General features: G+C 46.5%; 10 protein-coding genes, 1 tRNA gene and 1 pseudogene. 2 read left to right on the top strand and 10 right to left on the bottom strand.

Annotated features, from left to right (window positions below; genetic code table 11):
- Positions 1–13: 13 nt before the first annotated feature.
- Both ABK01_RS03890 and ABK01_RS03885 read right to left on the bottom strand, forming a co-directional pair.
- Positions 14–361: pseudogene (locus tag ABK01_RS03890) on the bottom strand (AAA family ATPase); the annotation flags it as partial.
- A gap of 109 nt (positions 362–470) precedes the next feature.
- Positions 471–1,049: a hypothetical protein gene (locus ABK01_RS03885; RefSeq protein ID WP_253676308.1), complete on the bottom strand. Its 579-nt coding sequence runs from the start codon at positions 1,047–1,049 to the stop codon at positions 471–473.
- Positions 1,050–1,073: 24 nt separating this feature from the next.
- Here ABK01_RS03885 and ABK01_RS03880 point away from each other — a divergent pair, with 24 nt between their 5' ends.
- Positions 1,074–1,844, top strand: a complete 771-nt coding sequence (locus ABK01_RS03880) for a metallophosphoesterase family protein (protein ID WP_253676307.1) — start codon at positions 1,074–1,076, stop codon at positions 1,842–1,844.
- 50 nt (positions 1,845–1,894) lie between these two features.
- Here ABK01_RS03880 and nth read toward each other — a convergent pair whose 3' ends face one another.
- Positions 1,895–2,536: an endonuclease III gene (nth, locus tag ABK01_RS03875; RefSeq protein WP_371922031.1), complete on the bottom strand. Its 642-nt coding sequence runs from the start codon at positions 2,534–2,536 to the stop codon at positions 1,895–1,897.
- A gap of 258 nt (positions 2,537–2,794) precedes the next feature.
- Here nth and ABK01_RS03870 point away from each other — a divergent pair, with 258 nt between their 5' ends.
- Complete coding sequence (locus tag ABK01_RS03870) at positions 2,795–3,562, top strand: DUF1295 domain-containing protein (protein ID WP_253676583.1); 768 nt, start codon at positions 2,795–2,797, stop codon at positions 3,560–3,562.
- Positions 3,563–3,606: 44 nt separating this feature from the next.
- Here the strand turns inward: ABK01_RS03870 and ABK01_RS03865 are convergent, their stop codons facing one another.
- The 7 genes from ABK01_RS03865 to ABK01_RS03835 all read right to left on the bottom strand — a co-directional run bounded on the left by ABK01_RS03865 (position 3,607) and on the right by ABK01_RS03835 (position 11,301).
- Positions 3,607–5,166, bottom strand: a complete 1,560-nt coding sequence (locus ABK01_RS03865; protein ID WP_253676305.1) for an NAD-dependent epimerase/dehydratase family protein — start codon at positions 5,164–5,166, stop codon at positions 3,607–3,609.
- On the bottom strand, positions 5,163–6,506 hold the full coding sequence (locus tag ABK01_RS03860) for an MATE family efflux transporter (protein ID WP_253676304.1): 1,344 nt from the start codon (positions 6,504–6,506) through the stop codon (positions 5,163–5,165). Before ABK01_RS03860 ends, ABK01_RS03865 begins: the two co-directional genes overlap by 4 nt.
- Before the next feature lie 108 nt (positions 6,507–6,614).
- Positions 6,615–6,688: transfer RNA gene (locus ABK01_RS03855), tRNA-Arg, on the bottom strand.
- 155 nt (positions 6,689–6,843) lie between these two features.
- Positions 6,844–8,157: an S-methyl-5-thioribose kinase gene (mtnK, locus tag ABK01_RS03850; protein WP_253676303.1), complete on the bottom strand. Its 1,314-nt coding sequence runs from the start codon at positions 8,155–8,157 to the stop codon at positions 6,844–6,846.
- A 74-nt stretch (positions 8,158–8,231) separates the two neighbouring features.
- Positions 8,232–8,969, bottom strand: a complete 738-nt coding sequence (locus ABK01_RS03845) for a WecB/TagA/CpsF family glycosyltransferase (RefSeq protein WP_253676302.1) — start codon at positions 8,967–8,969, stop codon at positions 8,232–8,234.
- Positions 8,951–9,790, bottom strand: a complete 840-nt coding sequence (locus tag ABK01_RS03840; RefSeq protein WP_253676301.1) for an RsmE family RNA methyltransferase — start codon at positions 9,788–9,790, stop codon at positions 8,951–8,953. Before ABK01_RS03840 ends, ABK01_RS03845 begins: the two co-directional genes overlap by 19 nt.
- A 17-nt stretch (positions 9,791–9,807) precedes the next feature.
- Complete coding sequence (locus ABK01_RS03835; protein ID WP_253676300.1) at positions 9,808–11,301, bottom strand: S41 family peptidase; 1,494 nt, start codon at positions 11,299–11,301, stop codon at positions 9,808–9,810.
- Between the last annotated feature and the right edge of the window lie 354 nt (positions 11,302–11,655).

Raw genomic sequence — 11,655 nt, 5'->3', positions numbered from 1 at the left:
AGTATCCCTTTTGATTCAGAATATCTACAAGAGCCTGCTGGTCTATATAATTTTTTGTATTAAAATCCAAATAGAGGACGGGGTATTCTTGCCATGCATTCCTACCTTCTTGCAGAGCTTGTTTTTCTTCCGCCTTTTCAAGGTACAAGCCCTTGAATAGCTCTTTTTGCCCGCGAAAGTATGCCGCTAAAGTTGAAAGAAAAATGCTTTTACCGAACCGGCACGGGCGGCTGAGGAAAAAAGGACTGGATGATTGAATAAGATGCCAAATGAACGGTGTTTTATCAATGTAAAGGTAACCATCCTGCCGCAGCTTTTCAAAACTCTGTATACCGATCGGTAATTTGCGGGTCATGTTCATACCGGTATTATAGCAGGTTTTTTGATAAAGCAAACCGCCGTTCGAGGCTGGTTTTTATGCACTGCACAGGATGTGTAGCGATTTAGTCTTACGATAAGCAACCCTGATATTATAACGCTTTCAGGTACCGCAATATTTTTTGAGGATTGGCGTAGGCACGTTTTTGCAGGCGCTCAAAAGCTTCCTTTGTTTCGGTTGCGGAACCGCTTAACAGTAAGGCGTTCCGCTCCCACAGGAACCAAAGATAATGCATCTCGGGATGAACATACAGTTGCTTACGTTCCAACTCAGCCTGTAGATCACTGCCAAGTTCAAGATGATTAGCTTCGCCCGACAGCCAAAACAACCCCGCATCGCAAAAACAAATCACAACCCGCCGGAAACCGCGCGCAGCCGCATCATCGTTGACAAAGTCTTTTACAATAAGCTGAATTGCTCCGAGCGATAAATCATATCCTTCCAAACGCAGCGCCTTCCTCAATGCAATAAGCTCTTCCCGCACCGATGCGCGTACTGCATCATTTTTCCCTGTTTGCAGCTGTTTACGCCATACGGCAAACTGCTGTTCATAATTTCGCTGCAAAGGGGTAGACGCAAGAAAATGTTCCGTTTCGGAAAGCAGTTTCCAATCGGATTGAAAGCTATCCCGGAGATTGTTAAAAAGTCTTGTTGTAAGTTTTTCCGGCATACGGTATGATGAAATCCTCTCACTATGAAAATATTGGTAACGGCAGACATCCATGCAAACCTAGAAGCACTAACCGCTGTGCTGGAAGCCGTAAAGGGGCAGTACGACGGTTTTATCTCGCTTGGCGATATGGTTGGCTACGGCCCCGATCCCGAAGCGTGCATTCAGCGCGTAAAAGAATTGAAAAAGCATACTCGCCCCTGCATCCTTCTTGCCGGCAATCACGAAGCAGGCTTACTCAAACGGCTTCCAAGCAGTTGGTTCGGCGAAAATGCCCGCCGTTCCCTAAAAAACACCGCGCCGCTTATTTCGTGGAAAACTCGATTCTTTTTGGCAGGCTTGCATCCTCTCTACTTTTTATCCGAAAAAACGCTGCTTGTACATGGGTCGCCGCTGGAACCCGCTACCGAATATCTGCGTGGCGGGTCGGAGACAACAATATCGCTCCAATATTTATATGCCGAAGGTTTCAAACTCTGCTTTTGCGGACATACACACCAAGCTGCCATTTACTACGCCGATCGGGGGGAATACGGAGCTTTATATCCTAAGCAGGAGCAAACAATACCGCTTGATAAAGATTGCTGCATTATCAATCCGGGCAGCGTGGGTTTTCCGCGCGTATTCGGCGGAACAGCAGACAGGGAGACAGAGCTTGCCGATAAAACACATTTCCCTGCATATTTCTTGCTATGGGATACTAAGGCTCACACAGTTACTTTTAAAGCGGCGCATTATGATGCCCGCCCTACCAATGAAAAAATACGCCAACGGCTGGGAACGGCGCTATTGTAAGTGAGAGCGTAAAAGTAATCGGATTGTTCTCTTCCCCCCTTCTTACAATGCTATGTCCCCACTCCGTTTTTTAAGCATACATCGTTGAGCTTACATTCGGCACAATCGGGATTCCGAGCTTTACAGACATATCTGCCGTGCAACAAAATCCAATGATGAGCGTCCGGCAAAAATTCTTCGGGTGTTACGCGCAATAAATCCTGCTCAACCTCAAGCGGGGTTGTTCCCTGCGAGAGGCCGATACGAGGCGCTGTACGCAAGATGTGCGTATCAACCGCTATTGTTGGCTCCCCGAAGCCTACATTCAGCACAACATTGGCCGTTTTCCGCCCGACACCCGGAAGGCTTTCCAATGCGGCGCGGTCATGTGGCACCTCCGAATGATAGCGGTCTATCAAAATCTTACTGAGCGAGATAATCCGCTTTGCTTTTGTCGGGTATAGATTGATGGAATTGATATAACCTTTCAGACCTTCTTCGCCAAGCGCAACCATTTGCTCAGGCGTATCAACCTTTTCAAAAAGAGGCGCGCTTGCCTTGTTTACCCCGACATCGGTTGCCTGTGCAGAAAGCACTACGGCAACCAGCAGCGTATAGACATTTTTCCAATGCAGCTCACTCCGCGGATCGGGATTTTCCTGCCGCAGCCGTTCATACACCGTGTGCACCGCATCGGCGGAAAGCAATCGTATCGTAGGATCCATAATCTCATTCAGCCTTTTTTAAGTAAGTGAAACCTCTAAAAACCATACCTGAATTTTTAGAGATGCCCTAAGCTACGAGTATTTATGCAGCCTGTCAACCCTAAGGAAATACTGATTAAATGCGCTCCTCGCTTTAATCAACACTTTCCTGATACCGGTGCTTGATCCGTGCGGCGAGGGTAATCCCTCAACACTTGCATCAGGGGTATGTTGATTAAAAAAGAAAAAGCGGTGATACTGTTGCGCATGTTGTATTCTGTATATTGCATTGTTGAACTTGTGATGCTGGCACTAGGGTTGATGTGTTTCGTAGCCTTGTATTTTATTCCCGCGGGATACGGAAAGTTAATCGATAAAAAATGGGGCTTCAGTTTTAACAATAAAGCTGCATGGATGCTGATGGAGTGTCCGACTCTTATCGTTATGATCACTTTGCTGTGCATACTTGACTATACACACAAACCGGTGCGGATAGCGCTTGTGTCTTTTTTCCTTGCGCATTATATTCAGCGCACACTGATTTTCCCGATGCTGCTCAAAGGAAACAGTAAAATGCCGCTCAGCATAGTGTCTATGGGGATGCTCTTTAATACGATCAATGCGTTTTTAATCGGTTTATGGATTTTTTATTTTTCTCCCGCAGAGCTGTATAGCGTGCGCTGGTTTGCCGATCCCCGTTTTATCGTTGGTGCTGCATTATTTTGTGCCGGTATGTTTATCAATATACAATCCGATTCCTATATCCGTTCCCTGAGAGCAAACGGCGACAGCAAGCACTACTATCCGTGTAAGGGGATGTACCGCTATGTTACCAGTGCAAACTACTTCGGTGAATTGGTGGAATGGCTCGGCTTTGCCGTTTTAACATGGTCATCCGCCGGTTTCCTGTTTTTATTTTGGACGGCTTGCAATTTAGTACCGCGGTCTCACGCTGTGTATAAAAAATATGCGCAAGACTTCCCCGAAGAATTTGCACGCTATAAACCCAAGCGCATTATCCCCTTTGTGTATTAGAGGAACCTGCTAAACAACTCAGCTTCGGAAGGCATCACTGCGCTTCATTTTTCGTAGGCGGATATATCGCGGGCATCCTCTGCCGAATAAGATTCCGTTTCATCACTCGTGTGATCGTCGTACCATACCTGCGCATAAAACGGAATATGTTTTGCAAGCTCTCCGAAATTCCACGGCGGCACACTGCAGCATTCCGGACACCAATGCCCTGTTTTAAGCACTAAATACGGAGTCGCCGAAAAATGATGACCATTATGGCACTGCCATTGCAGCGGACGGTACATATCGCCGCGAGTCATCGTTGTACTATTGCACTTGCCGCCCCTGAAAGCCGCTGCCTGCTGCATATCTTCAATATCAAGTTCATCCGGCTTCTTTGTTTCATCATAGCCGTGATTTAAAAGCATATTGTTTGCTGCGAGCGATGCTTCGTCTTTCAATGCCTCGTAATCTAGCTCAGCACCGGTTTCAGGGTTTTGATTTTTGCACAATAACGGGAATTTTTCCCAGCTGCGCGGGATTGCATTATACGCATCCAGCGATCCGAAAAAGGCATCAACTCTTTTTTTCAGATTGTGCGTAACCCAAAAGACCGGAGCATTATTTGTGTTCAGCAGCGGCATAATTGCGAAACACTGAACAAGGCGCGGAAACGGTTTGCCTAATTTAAAATACCACAATTTTTTTTCAAGCTGTGAAAAAAATGCTTCAAACCCTTCATGCTGGAAATCCAGATAGCTGTTTAATATATGAGAATCGGCAAACCACATACAGTGGAAATTGCGGCTTGCATTCCATTCGGGGCGGAAAATTTCCTCGGCGCTCCGCCCCATCATTCTGAAACCGCGGTCAAGCGTTTCAAAACCGGTAACACGGGCATCCTTTCCGTTTCCGATATTGTATACCTTTTTCCAAAAATCCGGCTTGAGTGTTCCGTTGGTATCTTTTTCAACGAGATTTTTCAAAAGCAGACCGGAGGTACGCGCCGTCGCCCATTCTATCGGCGTATTCCAACACGTATGAAACATCAGCCCGTCATTCATGTTATTGAATAGCACTTCGTCATATAAGATGCCGCTTTGCCGAAGCGAAACCCAGCATAAAGGAGATTCAATAACCGCACGCTCGGCCTTTACTTTACTTGCCGCATACATATCAAACGCACTCGGCAAAAGCGGATCGCCGACTCTTCCCCACGGGTGTTTGAATGTTCTATTGCCGTATTCCGCAACGGTGCCTATGTAAACGAATTTCGTCTTTTCGATTTGTCCGCTTTCTACCACTGCATTCAACAGATTTTGAGTTCCGAGCCAATTGGTACGGAATGCAACATCATGATTGTGGTCGGCAGCAGGAGGAATAATCGCTGCGCAGTGAAGCACATAGTCTGCATCTTTTACACCGGCAAGGCAATCTTCGTAGTTTTGTATATCACCGAACAACACTTCAATGTTTTCGTTTTTCTGAAGCTTTTTTGCCAGCTTTATATTCGCCTTTTTAGGCCGTAATAGAACACGGCACCGGAATGCTCCCGTTTGAGCAATCTGTTTTAATGCTTCGGATCCCATCGTTCCGGAGGCACCGGTAATAAAAACAATTTTCATATATTTCTCCGCAATCGCAGATATGCAACAATAAATGCGACAGTAGTTAAACTCCAAGATGCAGGAAACGCCCACACGATTACTTCAATCGAAGGATACAGCGGTACGACACACCATATCCACAGTATTCGAAAAACACAGATCCCAAGTAGCGTAATAATCATCGGCTTCAACGTTTCACCGATTCCGTACATTGCTGCAGAAAAAAGCTCCGCGAATACGAATACCGTATAAAAGGGCGCAATCAAGTGCATCAGCCGCTCCATAGTGGTAAGAACACCGTAATCTTCGGCGCCGATAAAAAACTTTCCCAACGGCACGCTCCAAAAATACAGGATTGCACTTAATATCCCGATGACCGTTACCCCTATCAATAACCCGGTACGGATCCCGGTATTTACCCTATCGTATTTTTTCGCCCCGTAGTTTTGTGCGACAAACGTAGAAACAGCGGTTGTCATTGCTTCAATCGAAATCCAAATCAGAAAATCCAATTTCCCGCATAACGCCCATGCAGCAATATGTTCCGTACCGGTACCGTTTATCCGCGCTTGAATGATCATATTAGCTATCGGGAAAAGTATTGATTGCAATCCTATCGGGATACCCAGTTTTGCAATAGCCGCAGCCGCAGAGCCATACAATTTCAGCTGTGAAATATGCAGCGGGCATAAGTTGCTTTTTTTTGAAAGAGTAACGAAAAGAATTACTGCGCTGCATAATTGTGCAAGCACGGTTGCGAAAGCCGCCCCGCCGATCCCCCATTTGAACACACCGACAAACAGAATATCAAGTACAATATTTATTCCGCTTGAAACCGTCAATGCATAAAAGGGCGTTTGCGCATTTCCCATTGCCCGTAAAATTCCCGCAGCAATATTATAAAAAAGCGAGATCAGCATACCGCCGAAGTATATCCGGACATAGAGCAATGTTGCATCAAAAATATCGGCGGGAACGTCCATCATTACCAGCAGCGCGGGAGATAATAAAACACCGATAGCAGATAAAAACGTTCCGACAATAAACGTGAGCACTAATGCCGTATGCATTGTCTTTGACAGATCATGGTACTTTTTTGCTCCATAGAGCTGTGAAATTAAAATTGAAGAACCGGCCGACAGTCCGCTGAACAAATTAACGGGTAATCTTAATAGGCTAAAAATAGAATCGATTGCGGCAAGACCTTCTTTGCCGGTAAAACGCCCGACAATCACCGCATCAGCCGTCGTATATAAATGCTGAAAAAAATTCCCCACCAAAATCGGTACGGTAAATATAATCAGTGTTTTCCAGATAATTCCTTCCGTCAGATCACTATTTCTTTGTCCAACTATCATTTTATTTCCTTCAAAAAAATATAATGGCCAACAGACCGATTAAAATAGACCTAATGAGGCTGGTATGAAATACGGGGAAACGACAAGAAATTAATATTATAAGAAGAATGAGACTAGGCGGATTCGAACCGCCGGCCTTCAGATCCGGAATCTGACGCTCTATCCAGCTGAGCTATAGTCCCAAAGGCTGTTTTATAGTACACAAGACGGTATTGGGTGTCAAGCCCTTAATTTCTTCTTGTTTAAAATAAAAATATGGCGTTTTGAAAATAGTAGTACCGGATACAAGCCGTATACCAAACCGCAATGTCTCAGTTTTTATTCTTGTGCAAACGGATCATATTTCATTGTTTAACAGCGTTTTTCTAAAGTATGCAACCGTGCCTGCTCCGACACCTGCTTGCCGCCGCCGCTTAATTAACCTACAGGCTATCTTTATTACGATGCGTTCCATAGTAATACGCCGCGGATCAGACCCCATTGCGTCAAATTCGGCGATTTTGGTGTCGCCGACTGCGCGGCGGATTATTTCGGTACCGGCAAAGCCGTAGGCATCGGCACGTATTTCAGTAAGCCTCCGCCGGATATACCGTTCGTTGTAGAGCGGGTCGCTCAATGGGACGGTTTTACACCGTTCCAGCGCTTTTGCGGTAAAAAGCTGCGGCAGGGTTTCGATTGCGGCGGCTATCCGTTCGGTAAAATCATCGGCAGCACGGGGCTGAGATACGGGTGATTGCAGCTCTCCCTGCGCATAGAATTTTTCGTCGCAGCAGGCGCCACGGGTAAAAGCGACATACATCCATGCACAATAAAGGTGTGCGATAATATTACCGAGGTCGTATCCGATTGGGCCGTAAAAAGCGAATTCGGGATCGATAATTTTCATACACGGCTCGGTTGTTCCATTCTTATCGATGGCAGTGCCGGTATTATTTCCGATAAAAATGGAGCCGGTGTGTAAATCCCCGTGGATAAGAGCCTCCGCCTTATTCATAAATGTTTCCCGCAGCGAAGCGGCCTCGGCTTTAAGCGCTTCGTCATTGTACAGCGTTTTTTGAATAAAGGCCTCGTTCCCGGGCGTAATACGGTTGCGGTTTTTTCCGTTGCAGTACGGCTCGGAAAAAACCAGCGTTTCGGAAATTGCGCACAGTTCGGGATTAATAAACGCTTTTACCCGCTCCTTCTTTTCCTCCGGAGATACAAATAGATCACTTGTCCCAAAAACCGCATCGGCTAAAAAGGAAGCAGCATTTTCTGCAAAGTTCGCCGGAAGCGGACGCCCCGCCATCAACTCCTTCCGTAGATTACCGCAATAGGAAATATCTTCCATGCAGATAGCGCTCATGGTATCGTCGTAGGCGTAAATACGGGGAATAAACTGCGGGGTAAGAGCGGCATAAATGCGGAGCGCTTCCGCCTCTCTTTTGCTGCGGGTAATGTCGAGCGGACGCCCCGATGAGCGGAGCAGCCGATCAGCCTGTTTTACGATAATGCTCTTCCCGCTTGTACGGGAACACACACGGAATACATAGTTGATATTCCCGTCTCCGATTTCCTCTGCTACAAGCGGCTCATTGAGAGAAAACAGCTTGAGTTTTTCAACAAGGTATGTCTTTACGGTTTCCGTATCAAGTAAGTAATGTTCTGCCATAGTTGTATGTATGTCCTTAAAATGTACCGATCGAACAAAATATGCTTTGTATCGGCAGCCGCAGTTAAACCGCCTTATGTCCTAAAGAGCCGGTAGAACAGCACGATCAGCAAAAAGAGGAGATAGCGGAATACGTAAAATACTTTAAAGGGATTGCGCAACAGCTGCGACCAAAACTCATGCCCTTTCCGAAATGCAGCATCGGAAATGCGTTTTTTACGTTTTGCAAAGATGTCGATGATATCGTTATTGTGGATAAAGATGCTTGCAGGTAATTCGGCTTTATTCCGGTAAATCCATCGAACGCCGCCGGGAACACCGTTTCCGGCAATCAACAGGGCAGGATGGGCTTTGACAATCGACAGGATAATATCCGGCTCCATATTCTTGCGGTAAAAACCGTTAAAGCGGCCGACAATACCGATACCCGGAAAGGTTACGTGCACGTTGCGCTCGGCGTCCAACAAATTTTGCGCCCGTCCGCCGAGGATGTAGAGCGTTTTATAGTGAGAATCAATGATGTTCAAGATTCTGATAATCATATCAAAGGAATCACGCCTGATCGGTACGGGAAGTTTGAGAAACTGCGCCGCTTTTAATAAACTTTTTGAAAGAGGAAGACAGAGCGCCGCCTGCTCCAGCATTGCGCGGAATTCCGCATCGCGCCGAGCCTTGAGCAAATCCCAGATCGTAATGAAGACAATCTGCTGAGGTTCTCCTTTACCCGCCATATCCATTATGGTTTGTTCAATATCTTCGTCAGGGAGAATATCGATGGGAATTGTCAAGAGTCTTATACGGGTAATTGCCATTGGTCAGCCTCGTTTATAGTAGTTTGTGCCGCTGCGATTGCATACAGCGCGGCGGTTTCTGCACGTAATACATTTGTTTTAAAATGAACGGTTTGGAAAGCCGCTTCACGGAGCACCGCCGCTTCCGCGGGGCTTATGCCTCCTTCCGCCCCGATTGCCAGCACGATGTGGGAAGGTTTTTCTGCAAGCAATTGGTGAAATCCGACGGACGCTCCTGCGGCTTCGCTGCACTGAGCAAACACGGTACTAGCCTCCGGTACCAGCGTTTTTAGAGTGTTGAGCGCTTCGGTAAGCGGAGCCGGTTCCATAACGACGGTATTGACCGGAGAACCGGATTGCTGTCGCGCTTCTTTGATGATTCGCCTGAACCGTTCCAGCTGCGCAGGGTTTTGTTTTTTTGCAACGGAAAATTCTCCAATCACCGGCAGCACGGCACGAACGCCTGCTTCCGTTGCCTGCCGGATAATCGCATCGGTCTTTGAACCTTTGAGTACCCATTGCAGCAAGACAAGTTCGGCGGCAGCAGGCACGGCAGACGCACGGGAACGGTTTGCGGCTTGGTTGGTTGTACCATCGGCGGCCAAAGATGCAGTCGCCCCTGACGCACTGAGAGACGCTGTCTGCCGCTTTACTCGCAGTGTTTTCTTTACGGTATTTATCGAATCGATTACCATATCGGCGGCGCCGCTTTGCGGCAGCAGCGCATGCAGAATATCCCCTTCCCGCATACGCCGCACCTTTACCAAATAGTCAAAAGCCTTGCCGCTCAACGTGAGTATACCGTTACTGTCCGGCTCTTGCTCGATAATAAATTGCTTCATCGCTTCGTAATACCGATTTATGAAGCCTTCTTCAACTCGGCAATAGCCTTTTCTTGCGCCGCTTCTTCCTGCATTTGACGTACGGTTTTACTGTTTTTGAGCAGCTGCGGCAAAGTTCCGCTTTTAAGAATTTTGACAGCCTCTTGCAGCGGCGCATCATATTCAATATCAGCTGCCGGCGCGGTATGCGTTCTATTGTATTCCTGCCGAATCAAGATACGGAGCAATTCTTTGTTTAAGGAATATTCTTTTGCGAGCGATTCCGCATATCGGGTAATCTGCGTAGCGGTTAAATCCTTGTTTTTCTTTACATAGTTTGAAATTTTTTCATCTTTGAAGAGCTTTTCAAGGTTCTTTTCATCATCTGCCGATAACGACGGGAACAACACCGCTTCTTTGTCCGGTTTAATACCGGTTTTGTCGATATTGGCATCGCTCGGCGTATAATAGCGCGAAATGGTCATTTTAAAGGAATCTTTTTGCGTTAAATCGAAGATTTGCTGCACGGAACCCTTTCCATAACTGGTTTCTCCGACGAGGTACGCGCGCTTATAGTCCTTTAAGGCGCCTGCCAATATTTCCGAAGCGCTTGCCGAACCTTTATTGATGAGCACGACAAGCGGCACATTTGCAAACACCGCATCTATCGCAGCGTTGGTGTTAAACTCAAGATTTTGCTGCGGAATACGCGACTTTGTCGAAACGATCAAGCCTTCTTTGATAAACAAACTTGCCGTATCGACTGCTGCGGTGATAAGCCCACCCGGATTATTCCGCAGATCGAGCACTAACTTGGTTACCCCTTCCGCTTGCAGACTTTCCATTGCTTCCCGTATACGGCGGCTGCTGTTGGGATTAAACTCTATCAGGCGGATATAGCCGATATCCTTATCAAGTTTCATGTATTTAATGGTCGGCACTTCAATCCGTGCCCGCACCAGCTTAGCCGGAAATTCCATATTCTTTCCCCGCCGGACGGTTACCGTAACGGATGAGCCGATTTTTCCGCGGAGCTTTGCAACAACATCCGCCGTCGTCATCTCGATAACGGATTCGCCTTCGATTTCGGTGATGAGGTCTTCCGCCTGAATACCGGCTTTCCACGCAGGGGTTCCTTCGAGGGCGGAAGCAACTTCAATATAGGCTGGACGTTCGGATGTTGAAACGGCCGGCTTGGTAAAAGTGATGCCTATGCCGCCGAAGTAGCCGGTTGTCGTATCCTGCAGCCCGACACCGGTTAAACTGCCGTTGTCGATATACATAGTATACGGATCCTTGAGCGCATTGAGCATTCCTTCCGCTGCGCCCTGAAAGAGCACCTCAGGTTTTACCTCATCAACATAATAACGCTGGAGCGCCTCATTTAAGTATTGCAGGTATTGCATATACGGTATCGTACTTTGCCCCTGATCTTGCTGAGATTGCGCAAAGACGGACGGCGCATACGATACGGTAGAAATGAGAATAACGGAGAATAAACAGGTAATTATCCAAATTTTTCGAGGTTTCATAGAAAATATTTTCTATTATATTGGAAAATTGTCAAGCCTTTTACCGAGGTTTACCGGGGTTCCTATAATTTTCTTGCGGATTCTTTTTCTCTGTGTTATAATTAATCACAACAGCTCGACAACGGAGTTACCGAACTGCTGTTCGTATCTTTAAACCAAAGCTTGTTTTAGAGATGCGTCTGAATTTGCCGTAAAACATATTTTTTTATTGATGTTTGCGGTAAATTTGTCTAAAAACATCGATCTTATGTCGAAAAGAATTGGCGGAAATGAAAGAAGTTAATATATTACCCCCCCCCCCCCCCAATTAATTGATAATTGGCAATGCATAATTAAGAATAGAAGCCCTCCATC

The sequence above is a fragment of the Treponema sp. OMZ 305 genome, from assembly GCF_024181325.1.
Classification (GTDB): domain Bacteria; phylum Spirochaetota; class Spirochaetia; order Treponematales; family Treponemataceae; genus Treponema.
The sequence above is the reverse complement of the archived record's forward strand: the minus strand, read 5'-3'. Positions and strand labels throughout refer to the sequence as shown.